The organism is Streptomyces similanensis, assembly GCF_039543625.1.
Classification (GTDB): domain Bacteria; phylum Actinomycetota; class Actinomycetes; order Streptomycetales; family Streptomycetaceae; genus Streptomyces; species Streptomyces similanensis.
On record NZ_BAABKC010000068.1, the window covers coordinates 1 to 14,012 of the forward strand.

Below are 14,012 nucleotides of genomic sequence, written 5' to 3' on the forward strand. Positions count from 1 at the left end.
TCCACACCCCAAACCATCCCAAACAGAACCTGGGCGCCTTGACGGAAGACATAGAGGCACCCCCCGGCCGGCCCACCGCCGGGCGCCTGTGAACCCAGCCGCCCCGCCGCAGGCGTACCTCACCCCAGTAGGCCCGCCAGCCCGGCGGTGCACCGCACCTCGTCGCCCGCGGTGATCAGCAACGCCTCCACCCCCGACAGCGCCTCCAGCCACGCCAGCCCCTCCCGCGCCCCCATCGCGAACGCCGCCGTCGCCCAGCAGTCCGCCCACACCAACCGCGGCGCGACGACGGTCACCGCCACCAGATCCGTCACCGCCGCCCGCCCCGTACGCGGGTCCACGATGTGGGCGCCGCGCTCCGCGGTCCCCGAGGTGGCCACCGCCAGCTCCGGCGCCCCCGCCGCCGACACCACGGCCGCCAGCCCGCCCGGCCGCAGCGGATCCGACACCCCCACCCGCCACTGCCGCTCCGCCCCGGGCACACCCAGCAGCTGCACGTCCCCGCCGCCGTTCACACTGACCCCGCTCACCCCCGCCGCGGCCGCCACCAGCCGGGCCGCCCGCTCGGCCGCCCACCCCTTGACGACACCGGTCGGGTCCAGCCGCCCCCGGTGCCGCAGGCTGAACCACCCGTCGCTCACCCGCTCGGCCTCCGCGCCCAGCTCCAGCACCTCGGCGACCAGCGGATCGCACCGCTGCACGGTCAGCTCGCCGCGCGCCAGCCGCGACACCTCGCTGTCGGCCCGATACGTGCTGAACAGCTCGTCCACCCGGTGCAGCCCGGCCACCGCCGCCCGCAGCGCCGCCCGCACCGCCCCGGGCTCCCCGCCGCGCACGTCGAAGGAGAACACCGTCCCCATCACCTCCTCCGCGTGCCGCACCGCGGCCGGAGCCTTCGCCGCCTCGGCCACGCCGTCAGCCGCCGGCCCGGTCGAGCGCCGACTGGAGCGACCTGCGGTACCCGCCGCTGGTGTACGTCGCCCCGGACACCGCGTCGATGTCCGCGCTCTGCGCCGCCACCGCCTCCCGGTTGAGCCGGGGCACGGCCAGGGCGGTCTTCTGGTCGCTGAGCCCGCCCTTCGGCGCCCGCACCGCCTCCGCCTTGACGACCTTCCCGCCGCTGACGGTCAGCCGGACCTGCACGTCGCCGTACTGCGTCGGGACCGCGTCGCCGGTCACGGTCGTCGTACCGCCCGGCAGCGCGCCGCCGCCCTGCGGCGCCTCGCGCCCCGCCGAGGTCGCCCGCGACGCCGCGCCGGCCGCAGCCGCCGCGGTCGGGTCGGAGGCCGGCTTCAGCGCCAGCAGCAGCACGATGCCGGACACGGTGGCCGCGCCCGCGAGCACCGCCCGCCGGACAGGATGGCTCTTCCTCATCGCTTCCGTTCTCCTGACGTCCCGTCGCTCACATCGCGAACGACTCGTGATGGATCCGGCGGGCGGGGACCCCCGCGCCGCGCAGCGCCTCGTACACCGACCGCGCGAAACCGGGCGGCCCGCACAGGAACACGTCGTGGCGGTCGATGTCGGCGATCTTGCGCCGCAGCGACTCGGCGGAGATGTCCGGCCGTGCGCCGTCCGGGCTGTTGACCGCGTACATCAGCCGCGCGCCGCGCTCCTCGGCGATCTTCGCCAGCTCGCCCCAGAGCGCCAGGTCCTGGGTGCTGCTGGCCCGGTAGAGCAGCGTGAGGTCACCGGCCGCGCCGGGCAGCGTCTCGAACAGCGCCCGCATCGGGGTGATCCCGACCCCGCCCGCCACCAGCAGCACCTTGCCCCGGCTGCGCCGGGCGGCGGTCAGCGCCCCGTACGGCCCCTCCGCCCACACCCGGGTGCCCGGCTCCAGTGCGCGCAGCCGCCCGCTGTGGTCGCCGATCGCCTTGACGGTGATGCGCAGCATCCCGGGGCGGGGCGCCGCCGACAGCGAGTACGGGTGCGAGCTGAACCGCATGCCCGGCGCCAGGAACCGCCAGCGGAAGAACTGCCCCGCCTCCGCGCCCATCCGGTGCAGCCTGCGGCCCGCGATCAGCACCGACACGATGCCCGGCGTCTCCTCGATCACGGCCTCGACCCGCATCCGGTGCCTGAGGTTCAGCCGGAGGGGGGTGAGGATCCGGTACCACACCACCAGCGCGGACACCGCGCCGTACAGGCCGTACCAGAGGGTCCGGGCGGCCGGCCGGACGGCGAAGTCGTTGCCGGTGGTGATCTGGTGCCAGAACGTCAGGAAGACCGCCGCGTAGGTGAGCAGGTGGACGTGGTACCAGGTGTCGTACGGCAGCCGCCGCCGGACGCCGCCGGCCGACGTCAGTGCGACGAGCACGAACAGTCCCGTGCCGATCGCGGCCTTGCCGAGGTCCGGCAGCTGCCCGACGGACTCGGCCGTCTGCCGCACGACGTCCCCGAGCGACCGGCCGGCCCGCACCGCGTAGCCCCACATGGTGAGGAACACGTGCGCCACGATCAGGCAGAGCGTGTACCGCCCGCTCAGGGCGTGCCAGCGGGCCACCCGGTCCGAGCCGACCCGCCGCTCCAGGGCCGGCACCCGCGCCATCTGGAGCACGACGAGCGCCACCAGATACCCGGCGAGCAGCCCGGTGATCCGGCCCGCGTTGAGGATCCGGCCGCCGTTCCCGGCGACGGACGGGGTGTTCGTCCACCACAGCCAGACGACCCCCGCCGCCCCCGCCCAGACGGCGAGGAGCAGCAGGGCGGCGGGGGAGCGGCGGGGCCGGATCCGGCGCATCGTCTGGCGCCGCGCGGCACGTCCTCCTGCGAGCGTGGTGGTCACGGTTCCTCCGTGGCGATTCGACCGTCGACCCAGGGATACGCGGCGCACCCGAGGAGCGTTCAGCCGGCCGCCGAGTCCAGGGCGGACTGCAGCGAGCGACGGTAGCCGTCACTCGTGTACGTGGCCCCGGACACCGCGTCGATGTCCGCGCTCTGCGCGGTCAGCGTCTCTCTCCTCAGCTCGGGTATCGCGTAGCTGTTGATCTCCTGGTCACGGGGGTTCTCGGTCGGGTAGACCACCGCGGTCACGTCGGTGATGCGGCCGCCTTCGAGCGTGATCCGCACCTGGACCGGTCCCCAGCGGGTCTGCGCGCTCTCGCCGGTTACGGTCTTCGTGCCGGTGGAGCCGGTCGTGCCGCCGGACTCCGCGGCGCCGCCCGGGGCGCTCGTGCCGGCGGAGGCGGCCGGGCCGGGCGCCGCCGCGATCCGCGGCGGGGTGTGCGGCTTGAGCGCCAGCAGCATCACCAGCCCGGAGACGGTGGCGGCGCTCGCCAGTACGACCCGGCGCAGCGGACGGTTCTTCCTCAACGCGTGCACGACGGCCTCACGACTCCTCGGACGGGCTCGGTTCCCATGGTTCTCACGGCTGTCCCGCTCTCACGGCATCCGCGGCGCTCCGCACGTCCACAGCTCTCACAGCGCGAACGACTCGTGGTGGATGCGGCGGTCCGGGACCCCGGCGGCGCGCAGCACCCCGTACGTCTCCTGCGCGAAGGAGTGCGGCCCGCACAGGTACACGTCGTGCCCGGAGAGGTCGGCGACCTGCCCGCGCAGCCACTCGACGGTGAGCGCGGGGTGTTCGCCGTGCGGGCCGTTGAGCAGGTACAGCACCCGCGACCCGCGCCACCGGGCGACCGCCTCCAGCTCGCCGCCCAGCGCCAGGTCCCGCGCGGAGCGCGCCCGGTACAGCAGGGTGACCTCGCCGGGCAGCGTCTCGAACAGCGCGCGCAGCGGAGTGATGCCGACCCCGGCGCCGATCAGCAGCGACCGGTGCGAGGCACCGCGCTCGGCGGTCAGCGCGCCGTAGGGGCCCTCCGCCCAGACCCGGGTGCCCGGCCGCAGCAGCGGCACGGCCGCGCTGTGGTCGCCGAGCGCCTTGACCGTGACGCGCAGGCGGTCCGGCCGCGGCGGCGCCGACAGGGAGTACGGCGTCGACGTCCCGCGCAGGCCCGGCATGAGGAACCGCCAGCGCAGGAACTGCCCCGGCAGCGCGCCGAGTTCGTCCAGCCGGTGTCCCCGCACGACGACCGAGTACACCCCGGGCGCCTCCTCGTGCACCGACTCCACCCGCATCCGGTGCCGCCGGTTCAGCCGCACCGGCACGAGGACGCGGTACCACAGCACCAGCGCGGCGACGCCCGCATACAGTGCGTACCAGGCGGCCGTGGCCCCGGGCCGGCCGTGGAACTGGTCGCCCAGGGCGAGCTGGTGGAAGAAGGCGAGGAAGACGGCGGCGTAGGTGAGCAGGTGCACGCCGTACCAGAACTCGTGGCTCGTGCGGCGGCGCACCGCGCGCGCCGAGGTGATCCCGACCGCGAACAGGATCACCGTGCCCGCGGTGGCCTTCAGCATGTCCGGGTAGTCGAGGGCCACCGTGACCGCCTCGTGCGCGAGCGAGGCCCGGTCCTGTGCCGCGTACCCGGCCAGGATCAGCGCGATGTGCGCGAGGAGGAGGCACACCGTGTACCGGCCGGCCCGTGCGTGCCAGCGGGCCGCCCGGTCCGAACCGATCCGCCGCTCCAGGAGCGGCGACCGGGCCGTCAGGGCGACGAGCACCGCGCAGGCGTAACCGCACAGCAGCCCCGTGATCCGTCCGGCGCCGGTCAGCCAGCCGGCCGCACCGGCCACCGCGGCCGTCCCCTGCCACCACAGCGCGACCACCGCCGCCGCGCCGCCCCACAGCACGGCGAGCACCGCGGCCGCCGGGGAGCGCCGGGGCGCCGGGACCACGGGCGGTGCCGCCCGTCGCTGGTACACCGTGGTCATGTCGTCCCCGTCCTCTCGCCGGTCCAGGACGCCACTGTGCGGGCCGAACCTCTGAGAGCGCTCTGAATCGGTGGCCGCGCGGCGCACTCACAGCGAACTCAGAGCACCCCCGGGCTCCGCACGGGCCGGCGACCGGCGATGCTGGAAGGGCCATGCACAGTTCCTGCCCGCCCCAGCCGGGGCCGCCCGCCCTGACCCGCCCGGACGGCACGCCCGTCCGGGTCCTCGTCGTCGACGACGACCCGGACCTCGCCGAGGTCCTCTCCGGCGCCCTGCGCTACCAGGGCTGGGAGGTCCGCACCGCCGAGGACGGCGCCAGGGCCGTCGCCGAGGCCCGCGCGCTGCTGCCCGACGCGGTCGTCCTCGACCTGATGCTCCCGGACACCGACGGCCTCACCGTGCTGCGGCGGCTGCGCGAGGTGCGGCCGGACGTCTGCGTGCTCCTGCTGACCGCGCGGGACGCGGTGGAGGACCGTATCGCCGGGATCACCGCGGGCGGCGACGACTACGTGACCAAGCCGTTCAGCCTGGAGGAGGTGATCGCCCGGCTGCGCGGGCTGCTGCGCCGCGCCGGGATGGCCCGGCGGTCGGCCGACGGTCCGCGGCTGACCGTAGGCGATCTGGTCATGGACGAGGACGCCCGCGAGGTCACCCGGGCCGGAGAGCTGATCGAGCTGTCGCCGACCGAGTACCAGCTGCTGCGCCTGCTGATGCGCAATCCGCGCCGGGTGCTCGGCAAGACGCAGATCCTCGACCGCGTCTGGTCCTACGACTTCGGCGGCCAGGCCCATGTGGTCGAGCTGTACATCTCGTATCTGCGCAAGAAGGTGGACGCGGGCCGCGAGCCCATGATCCACACGGTGCGCGGCGCCGGCTACGTGCTGAAGCCGGTCCGGCCGTGAGGTCGCCGGCGCGGCTCCGGGCGTGGTGGAGCGGGCGGCTGCCGCTGCCGCGCACCCTGCGGGCCCGGCTCACCCTCGGTCTGGTGGTGCTGCTCGCGCTGAGCTGCGCGGCCGTGGGGGTGGCCGCGGTCGTCGAGCTGAACGGCTTCCTCACCGGCCGGCTCGACCAGCAGTTGCAGCAGACGGGCACCGGCTTCCCCCAGAGCCTCGAGCACGGCGCCGCCGGCGGCGGGCGGAACACGAAGTCGTCCGACCACGACGGCGACGAGCACGGCGACACCCGCCGCCAGGCCGCGGCCACGTTCGGCGCCCGGCTGGTGGCGGGCCGGATCACCAACGCGGCGGTGGTGCCCTCCGACGCCCATCCCGGCTTCGCCGTCACCCTCACCGCGGCCGACCGCGCCGCCCTGGCCGCGCTCCCGGCGGACGGCGCCGGGCACACGGTGCGCCTGTCCGGACTGGGCGGCTACCGGCTGGCGGCGTGGCCGGGCCGGGACGGCGACGTCCTGGTCACCGGGCTGCCGACGGAGCCCGTCCGGGCCACGGTCCACCGGCTGGAACTCGTCGCCGGCGGCGTCTTCGGCCTCGCGCTGGCCACCACCGGGGTCACCGGGGCGCTGTGGGTGCGCTGGTCGCTGCGCCCGCTGAGCCGGGTCGCGGCGACCGCCGCCAGGGTCAGCGAACTTCCGCTGGCCAGCGGCGAGGTCGCGCTGCCGCCCAGGACGGGCGGGACCGATCCGCACGGGGAGGTGGGCCGGGTCGCCGCCGCCTTCGACCGGATGCTCCACCATGTCGAGGACGCGCTGACCAAACGGCACGCCAGTGAGGAACGGCTGCGCAGCTTCGCCGCCGACGCCAGCCACGAGCTGCGCACCCCGGTGGCGTCGGTGCGCGGCCACGCGGAGCTGGCCCTGCTGCACCCGGGACCGGTGCCGCCCGAGGTGACGCGGGCCCTGGAACGCGTCGCGGCCGAGTCCGCCCGGATGGGCGAGATGGTGGACGAGATGCTGCTCCTGGCCCGCCTGGACGCGGGCCGCCCGCTGGAGCGCCGCCCCGTGGACCTCACCCGCCTCGTCCTGGACGCGGTGACGGACGCCCGCGCCGCCGGCCCCGGGCACCACTGGACGATGGAGCTGCCCGAGGAGCCCGTCACGGTGACCGGCGACGCCCACCGGTTGCAGCAGGTGCTGGCCAACCTGCTGACCAACGCCCGTCTGCACACCCCGGCGGGCACCGAGGTGACGGTGTCCCTGGCCGTGCCCCCGGACGACGGCGGGGCCACGACCGTGCTGCGGGTCCAGGACGACGGTCCCGGCGTCCCCGTGGAGATCCAGCCGGGCGTCTTCGAGCGTTTCACGCGCGCCGACCGCCGCCGCACCGGCTCCTCCGCGGGCGCCGGGGCGGGCCTGGGCCTGGCGATCGTGGCGGCGGTGGTACGGGCGCATGGCGGGAGCGTGGCGCTGGCCGGCCGCCCGGGCGCGACGACGTTCACGGTACGGCTGCCGTCCGACGGCGCGGTCACCGGGCCCTAGCGGCGGACCGCCCCCTCACACCGGTGTCGGCGGCAGCGGAAGGGGCAGGCCCGGGAGGCCGTCCAGGCTGCTGGCGATGTGGTCCTTCTTGGTGAAGTACGCGCTCAGCGAGGTGTCGTCCTCGCGGGCGAAGCGCCGGGCGTGCAGGTCGCGCTCCTCCTCGTAGGCCATGAAGGGCACCGCGTAGCCGCAGGTGTCGCGGATCAGGTCGGCGTGCACGACGATGACCGCGCGCAGCCCGTGCGCGGTGGGGTCAATGCCGGGGAAGCGGGCCACGAGTTCCGTGAAGCGGGGGTCGTCGCGGAAGACCGGCTCGCCCCGGCCGTGCACGCGCACGATGTTGGGCGGGCCCTGGAAGGCGCACCACATGAGGGTGATCCGGCCGTTCTCGCGCAGGTGCGCGATGGTCTCGGCGTTCGATCCGGCGAAGTCCAGATAGGCCACGGTCAGCTCGTCGAGCACCGCGAAGGAGCCCTTCAGGCCCTTGGGGGAGAGGTTGACCGTGCCGTCGCCGGACAGGGGCGCGGTCGCGGTGAAGAAGAGGGGCTGCGCCTCGATGAACGTGCGCAGCCTGCCGTCAATGCGCTCATACGTCTTTCCCATGTCCCATGATTATCCGCCGAGTTCTTTTGACTGTCTAAGGAATTCTCGGCCGTCTCACCCCATGGGCGGCATCCCGCTCGATTGACGATTCATGCGGAGCAATGCATAATCATGCATCACGGGGCCGGGAGGCGGCCGCACGGCGACAACTCTCCGAGGAGCAACGCGAGTGAGCAGCAACAGCGGTGACGTACGGCTCTGGGGCGGCCGTTTCGCCGACGGTCCCGCCGAGGCCCTGGCGAAGCTGTCCGCGTCCGTCCACTTCGACTGGCGGCTCGCGCCCTACGACATCGCCGGCTCCCGCGCCCACGCACGCGTGCTGCACACGGCGGGCCTGCTCACCGAGGACGAGCTGACCCGGATGCTCGCCGGACTCGACCGGCTGGAAGCGGACGTGGCGGACGGCTCCTTCACCGGCACCATCGCCGACGAGGACGTCCACACCGCCCTGGAGCGCGGCCTGCTGGAGCGCCTCGGCGCCGACCTCGGCGGCAAGCTGCGCGCCGGCCGGTCCCGCAACGACCAGGTCGCCACCCTCTTCCGCATGTACCTGCGCGACCACGCCCGGATCGTCGGCGCCCTGATCGCCGACCTCCAGGACGCGCTGATCGGCCTCGCCGAGGCGCACCCGGACGTGGCCATGCCCGGCCGCACCCACCTCCAGCACGCCCAGCCCGTCCTCTTCGCCCACCACGTGCTCGCCCATGTGCAGTCCCTGTCCCGGGACGCCGAGCGGCTGCGCCAGTGGGACGAGCGGACCGCCGTGTCCCCGTACGGCTCGGGCGCGCTCGCCGGCTCCTCCCTCGGTCTCGACCCGGAGGCTGTCGCCCGCGACCTAGGCTTCGAGGGCGGCAGCGTCGGCAACTCCATCGACGGCACCGCCTCGCGCGACTTCGTCGCCGAGTTCGCCTTCATCACCGCGATGATCGGCGTCAATCTCTCCCGGATCGCCGAGGAGATCATCATCTGGAACACGAAGGAGTTCTCCTTCGTGACCCTGCACGACGCCTTCTCCACCGGCTCGTCGATCATGCCGCAGAAGAAGAACCCGGACATCGCCGAGCTGGCCCGCGGCAAGTCCGGCCGCCTGATCGGCAACCTGACCGGCCTGCTCGCCACCCTCAAGGCGCTGCCGCTCGCCTACAACCGCGACCTCCAGGAGGACAAGGAGCCGGTCTTCGACTCCTGCGACCAGCTGGAGGTCCTGCTCCCCGCCTTCACCGGCATGATCGCGACCCTCACCGTGCACCGCGAGCGCCTGGAGGAGCTGGCCCCGGCCGGCTTCTCGCTCGCCACCGACATCGCCGAGTGGCTGGTCAAGCAGGGCGTGCCGTTCCGCGTCGCGCACGAGGTCGCCGGCGAGTGCGTGAAGGCGGCCGAGGCCGAGGGCAAGGAGCTGGACGAGCTGACCGACGAGCAGTTCGCCAAGATCTCCGCCCACCTCACCCCCGAGGTGCGCACCGTCCTCAACGTGCCCGGCGCCCTCGCCTCCCGCAGCGGACGCGGCGGCACCGCCCCGAGCGCGGTCGCCGTCCAGCTCGCCGAGGTGAAGGCGGACGTGGCGGCCCAGCACGCCTGGGCGGACGCCAAGAAGTAGCCGCCCCCGCGGGAAGCGGTCGCCCCGCGGCGGGAGGCGCCCTCCCGCCGCACGGGCCGTCGCGGGTTACGTTGGTCGGCAGCCGCACGGAACCGACCGAACGGAGCCCGCGATGCCCTTCGCCAGGCTGGCCCACGTCACCACCCCCACCCGCCGCCTCGGCCTGGGTCTCGCGGCCGTCGGACGCCCCGGCTACATCAACCTCGGCCGGGACCGCGACCTGCCCGCCGACCGCACGGTGGACGCCCTGCGCGCCCGTACCCACGAACTGCTGGACGCCGCCTACGCCCAGGGCGTCCGCTACCTCGACGCCGCCCGCTCCTACGGCCGCTCCGAGGAGTTCCTCGCCGACTGGCTGCGCGCCCGCCCCGACGCCGGCGACGTGGTGATCGGCAGCAAGTGGGGCTACACCTACACGGCCGGCTGGCGCACCGACGCCGAGCGGCACGAGGTCAAGGACCACGGCCTCGCCACCTACGAACGCCAGCGCGCCGAGAGCGCCGCGCTGCTGGGCGACCGGCTCGACCTGTACCAGATCCACTCGGTCACCCCCGACAGCCCGGCCCTCACCGACAAGGACCTGCACGCCCGGCTCGCCGAGGCCGCCGCCCAGGGTGTGACCGTCGGCTTCTCCACCAGCGGCCCCGCCCAGGCCGACGCCGTGCGGGCCGCCCTCGCCGTGACCGTCGACGGCGCGCCCCTCTTCCGCACCGTCCAGTCGACGTACAACGCCCTGGAGACCTCCGCGGGACCGGCCCTCGCCGAGGCCCACGACGCCGGGCTGACGGTGATCGTGAAGGAGGGCATGGCGAACGGGCGGCTGGCCGGTCCGGACGCGCCCGGGGCGCTGCGCGCCGTGGCCCGGGAGACCGGTCTGGGCTGCGACGCGGTCGCCCTCGCCCTGATCCTGCGCCGCCCGTGGGCGGGCGTCGTCCTCTCCGGCGCGGCCACGCTCGACCAGCTCGCCTCCAACCTGCACGCCGCCGCCGTCGACCTGGACGACGACCAGGCGGCCCGCCTGGACGCCCTGGCCGAGGAGCCGCGCGCCTACTGGGAGCGGCGCGGACAGCTCCCCTGGCACTGACGCACCCCTGCCATGAGTCTCCCTCGTGAGACTCCCACGCCCAGGATGAGACATTTGTGTCTCACATGGGTTACCGTTGTCTCATGGCTGTCGATCGTGACCACGTGCTGCGCACCGCCGCGGCCCTGCTGACCCGCAAGTCCACCGCGACGATGGACGAGGTCGCCAGGGCGGCCGGCATCAGCCGCGCCACGCTGCACCGGCACTTCGCCGGGCGGGACGCGCTCGTCCGGGCGCTGGAGGCGCTCGGCATCGCGGAGTGCGAGGCCGCGCTGGACGCCGCCCGGCTCCACGAGGGCCCGGCACGCGACGCCGTGCACCGGCTGATCCGGCGGATCGAGCCCGCCGCCGGCCTGCTGGCCTTCCTCTACACCGAGAACCAGCTGTTCGAGGGCGAGGAGCAGAACGCGGGCTGGGCGCGGATCGACGAACGGATCGAGGCCCTGTTCCGGCGAGGCCAGCAGAGCGGGGAGTTCCGCATCGATCTCACCCCGGCCTGGCTCACCGAGGCGCTGTACGGCCTGATGGCCTCCGGCGCCTGGGCGGTGAGCGAGGGCCGGGTGGCCGCCAAGGACTTCACCCACATGATCGTCGAGCTGCTGCTCGGCGGCGCACTACGGAGAGAGGAACCATGACCAGCACCCTGCGGCCGGCGTACCCGGCGGAGACGGACAAGCGCCCGGGCCGCTGGCTCGCGCTCGCCGTCCTCGTCCTCGCCGTGCTGCTGGTGGCCGTCGACGCGACCGTCCTCGGTCTCGCGACCCCCTACATCAGCGAGGACCTGAAGCCCTCCGGCACCCAGCTGCTGTGGATAGGCGACGTCTACTCGTTCGTCATCGCCGGTCTGCTCGTCTCCATGGGCAGCCTCGGCGACCGCATCGGCCGCAAGCGCGTCCTGCTCGTCGGCTCCGCCGCGTTCGGCGTGCTGTCCGTGCTCAACGCCTACGCGACCACGCCGGGGATGCTGATCGCGGCCCGCGCGCTGCTCGGCGTGGCCGGCGCGACCCTGATGCCCGCCACCCTGGCCCTGATCCGCAACCTCTTCCACGACGCCCGCGAGCGCAGCCTCGCCGTCGGCATCTGGGGCGCGACCGCCTCCGCCGGCATGGCGGTCGGCCCGATCGCGGGCGGGTTCCTGCTGGAGCACTTCTGGTGGGGCTCGGTCTTCCTGATCAACCTGCCCGTGATGGCGGTGCTGGTCCTGGTCGGCAGCCGGCTGCTGCCCGAGTCCCGCAACCCGGACCCGGGCCCGTGGGACCTGACCAGCGTGCTGCTGTCGTTGGTCGGCGTGATCGGCGTCGTGTACGCGATCAAGGAGGCGGCCGCGCACGGCTTCACCTGGGCCGTCCTCGGCACCGGAGTGCTGGGCGCCGCCGCGCTGTACCGGTTCGTCCACCGCCAGCTGACCCTGCCCGCGCCGCTGCTGGACGTACGGCTGTTCCGCAACCGGGGCTTCAGCGGCGCGGTCCTCGCCGACCTGCTGACCGTCCTCGGCATGTCCGGACTGGTGTTCTTCCTGTCCCAGTTCCTGCAACTGGTCCAGGGCAGGCACCCGTTCGAGGCGGGACTCGCCGAACTGCCCGCCGCCGTCGGCGCGGTCGCGGCCGGTCTGGTGGCCGGCCGGGCGGCCCGGCGCTTCTCGGTGCGCTCCGTGGTCGCCGGCGGTCTCGCCGCCGTGGGCCTCGCCCTGGCCGTGCTGACCACGCTCAGCGCCTCGACCGGCTATCCGCTGCTGGGCACGGCCCTGCTGGTGGTCGGCGTGGGCGCCGGCTTCTCCTTCACGGTGACCGCCGACGTGATCCTGGCCGGCGTCCCCAAGGAGCAGGCGGGCGCGGCCTCCGCGGTCTCCGAGACGGCGTACGAACTCGGCGCGGCCCTGGGCATCGCCCTGCTCGGCTCGATCGTGACCGCCGCCTACCGCGGCTTCACCGGCCCGGCCGGCACCCCGCCCCAGGCGCACGAGTCACTGGGCGGCGCGGTCCAGGCGGCGCGGGCCCTCCCGCACGACCAGGCCGAGGCGATGCTCACCGCGGCCCAGGACGCCTTCGTCCACGGCCTCCACCTGGCCTCGGGCGCGGGAGCGGTCGTCCTACTGGCGGCATCGGCAGCGGCCTGGACCCTCCTGAAGGGCCAGAAGCTCTGAGGACTCCCCCAGGAGGAGCGCCCCGAAAGGGGCGCGGGGAACTGCGCGCCCGGCCACGACGGCACCGCACCGGACAGAAGACACGCGCCCCTACGGCGCAGGCACCGCCACGAAGGCGAAAGGCTTACGCGGCCTTCGCCTTCGTGGCGTACATGTCCACGTACTCCTGCCCGGACAAGTGCATGACCTCCGCCATCACGGAGTCCGTCACCGCCCGCAGCACGTACCGGTCCCGGTCCATACCCTCGTACCGGGAGAACTCCATCGGCTCGCCGAACCGCACCGTCACCTTGCCCGGCCGCGGCAGCCCCGCGCCGCCCGGCTGGAGCTTGTCCGTGCCGATCATCGCGAACGGCACGACCGGCGCCCCGGTCATCAGGGTGAGCCGGGCGATGCCGGTGCGGCCGCGGTAGAGGCGGCCGTCGGGGGAGCGGGTGCCCTCGGGGTAGATGCCGAAGATCTTGTTCTCCTCCAGGATCCGGCGCCCCGTCATCAGCGCCGCCACCCCGCCCCGGCCGCCGTCGCGGTCGACCGGGACCATGCCGACGCCGGTGAAGAACCAGGCCATCAGCCGGCCCTTGAAGCCCTTGCCGGTGACGTACTCGTCCTTGCCGATGAAGAAGACCTGCCGGTCGCAGACCAGCGGCAGGATCATCGAGTCGATGAACGTGAGGTGGTTGCCCGCGAGGATGACCGGACCGTCGCCGGGAATGCGCTCCGCGCCCTCCACTCGCAGGCGGAACATCAGGCGGATGATCGGACCGAGCACTGCCTTGATGAGCGCGAAGCGGGACAACGGGCCCTCCGGTGTCAAGGGATTGTCTGAGGATCGGTATGAGTCTGTGCAGGTGAGGACGATACTCGCGGCCCGGGCCCGAACGCACATCGGGCTCACCACCTCTTACGTACCGTTGACCTACGTTTACCTGCGCCAAGGCGTCGGCGCACCCCGGTGACCGGCGTACGGCGATGTGACACAGGTCGCGCTCCGCCGCCGCGGCGACGGGCGCTCCGCCGGCCGGCGGGGACCGCGGCGGCCACGGGACGCGGCCGTGCGGCGGCCCGCGATCCGGCCACCCGATGCGACTTCCCCGGGTACGGAGAGTCATGCCGACGGTCCGTCAGCCCGCCGCCCCCGTACGACATCCGGCGTCACCCGGCTGTTCCGCACGCGGTCTCCCGTCCGTCACGCGCACACACCTACGATCGGCGCTCACCGACGACGAGAGAGCAGGAGGCGGTCATGGCGACGCTGCAGCCGGACGAGCGGGGCGGCACGCGGGAGTCCGACGAGCGGGGCATACCGGCGCTCAGCGGCGCGCAGGGGCGCGCGACCGGACGCCGGGCGCTGCTGGGCGCGGCGGTGCTCGGGGCCGGCGGC

The 14,012-nt window shown here is 74.3% G+C and carries 12 protein-coding genes and 1 pseudogene; 6 read left to right on the forward strand and 7 right to left on the reverse strand.

Annotated features, from left to right (window positions below):
- Nucleotides 1-119: 119 nt before the first annotated feature.
- The 5 genes and pseudogenes from ABEB07_RS22720 to ABEB07_RS22740 form a co-directional block, all read right to left on the reverse strand.
- Nucleotides 120-860: an FAD:protein FMN transferase gene (locus ABEB07_RS22720; RefSeq protein ID WP_345670052.1), complete on the reverse strand. Its 741-nt coding sequence runs from the start codon at nt 858-860 to the stop codon at nt 120-122.
- 64 nt (nt 861-924) lie between these two features.
- Nucleotides 925-1,374, reverse strand: a pseudogene (locus ABEB07_RS22725) (FMN-binding protein); the annotation flags it as partial.
- Between the two features lie 28 nt (nt 1,375-1,402).
- Entirely contained in the window at nt 1,403-2,785 is a 1,383-nt protein-coding gene (locus tag ABEB07_RS22730) for a ferredoxin reductase family protein (protein ID WP_176148288.1), read from the reverse strand.
- Nucleotides 2,786-2,844: 59 nt separating this feature from the next.
- On the reverse strand, nt 2,845-3,321 hold the full coding sequence (locus ABEB07_RS22735; protein WP_176148287.1) for an FMN-binding protein: 477 nt from the start codon (nt 3,319-3,321) through the stop codon (nt 2,845-2,847).
- Between the two features lie 96 nt (nt 3,322-3,417).
- Nucleotides 3,418-4,770: a ferredoxin reductase family protein gene (locus ABEB07_RS22740; RefSeq protein ID WP_345670045.1), complete on the reverse strand. Its 1,353-nt coding sequence runs from the start codon at nt 4,768-4,770 to the stop codon at nt 3,418-3,420.
- Nucleotides 4,771-4,922: 152 nt separating this feature from the next.
- On the opposite strand from ABEB07_RS22740, the gene ABEB07_RS22745 reads away from it, so the two are divergent.
- Together ABEB07_RS22745 and ABEB07_RS22750 are read left to right on the forward strand one after the other, a co-directional pair.
- Nucleotides 4,923-5,672, forward strand: coding sequence for a response regulator transcription factor (locus ABEB07_RS22745; RefSeq protein ID WP_345670046.1), 750 nt, complete (start codon nt 4,923-4,925; stop codon nt 5,670-5,672).
- Nucleotides 5,669-7,204 carry a HAMP domain-containing sensor histidine kinase gene (locus tag ABEB07_RS22750; protein WP_345670047.1) on the forward strand — a complete coding sequence of 512 codons (1,536 nt, stop codon included), beginning with the start codon at nt 5,669-5,671 and terminating at the stop codon, nt 7,202-7,204. Before ABEB07_RS22745 ends, ABEB07_RS22750 begins: the two co-directional genes overlap by 4 nt.
- A gap of 15 nt (nt 7,205-7,219) precedes the next feature.
- Here ABEB07_RS22750 and ABEB07_RS22755 read toward each other — a convergent pair whose 3' ends face one another.
- Nucleotides 7,220-7,807: a pyridoxamine 5'-phosphate oxidase family protein gene (locus tag ABEB07_RS22755; RefSeq protein ID WP_176148284.1), complete on the reverse strand. Its 588-nt coding sequence runs from the start codon at nt 7,805-7,807 to the stop codon at nt 7,220-7,222.
- A 169-nt stretch (nt 7,808-7,976) separates the two neighbouring features.
- On the opposite strand from ABEB07_RS22755, the gene argH reads away from it, so the two are divergent.
- The 4 genes from argH (at nt 7,977) to ABEB07_RS22775 (ending at nt 12,631) form a co-directional block, all read left to right on the forward strand.
- On the forward strand, nt 7,977-9,404 hold the full coding sequence (gene argH, locus ABEB07_RS22760; RefSeq protein ID WP_345670048.1) for an argininosuccinate lyase: 1,428 nt from the start codon (nt 7,977-7,979) through the stop codon (nt 9,402-9,404).
- A gap of 112 nt (nt 9,405-9,516) precedes the next feature.
- Complete coding sequence (locus tag ABEB07_RS22765) at nt 9,517-10,488, forward strand: aldo/keto reductase (protein ID WP_345670049.1); 972 nt, start codon at nt 9,517-9,519, stop codon at nt 10,486-10,488.
- A gap of 83 nt (nt 10,489-10,571) precedes the next feature.
- Nucleotides 10,572-11,123, forward strand: coding sequence for a TetR/AcrR family transcriptional regulator (locus ABEB07_RS22770; protein ID WP_345670050.1), 552 nt, complete (start codon nt 10,572-10,574; stop codon nt 11,121-11,123).
- Nucleotides 11,120-12,631, forward strand: coding sequence for an MFS transporter (locus tag ABEB07_RS22775; protein WP_345670051.1), 1,512 nt, complete (start codon nt 11,120-11,122; stop codon nt 12,629-12,631). Before ABEB07_RS22770 ends, ABEB07_RS22775 begins: the two co-directional genes overlap by 4 nt.
- A gap of 124 nt (nt 12,632-12,755) precedes the next feature.
- On the opposite strand, the gene ABEB07_RS22780 is transcribed toward ABEB07_RS22775, so the two are convergent.
- The gene (locus ABEB07_RS22780; RefSeq protein ID WP_164585247.1) at nt 12,756-13,517 is read right to left on the reverse strand and encodes a lysophospholipid acyltransferase family protein; all 762 of its coding nucleotides are present in this window, start codon (nt 13,515-13,517) and stop codon (nt 12,756-12,758) included.
- Nucleotides 13,518-14,012: the final 495 nt, after the last annotated feature.

Excerpts from the sequence above, each read along its gene's own strand:
- ABEB07_RS22745 (WP_345670046.1), top strand. The coding sequence starts at position 4,923 with ATGCACAGTTCCTGCCCGCCCCAGCCGGGGCCGCCCGCCCTGACCCGC.
- ABEB07_RS22765 (WP_345670049.1), top strand. The coding sequence starts at position 9,517 with ATGCCCTTCGCCAGGCTGGCCCACGTCACCACCCCCACCCGCCGCCTC.
- ABEB07_RS22780 (WP_164585247.1), bottom strand. The coding sequence starts at position 13,517 with ATGTGCGTTCGGGCCCGGGCCGCGAGTATCGTCCTCACCTGCACAGAC.
- ABEB07_RS22720 (WP_345670052.1), bottom strand. The coding sequence starts at position 860 with ATGGGGACGGTGTTCTCCTTCGACGTGCGCGGCGGGGAGCCCGGGGCG.
- ABEB07_RS22770 (WP_345670050.1), top strand. The coding sequence starts at position 10,572 with ATGGCTGTCGATCGTGACCACGTGCTGCGCACCGCCGCGGCCCTGCTG.
- ABEB07_RS22740 (WP_345670045.1), bottom strand. The coding sequence starts at position 4,770 with ATGACCACGGTGTACCAGCGACGGGCGGCACCGCCCGTGGTCCCGGCG.
- ABEB07_RS22775 (WP_345670051.1), top strand. The coding sequence starts at position 11,120 with ATGACCAGCACCCTGCGGCCGGCGTACCCGGCGGAGACGGACAAGCGC.
- ABEB07_RS22755 (WP_176148284.1), bottom strand. The coding sequence starts at position 7,807 with ATGGGAAAGACGTATGAGCGCATTGACGGCAGGCTGCGCACGTTCATC.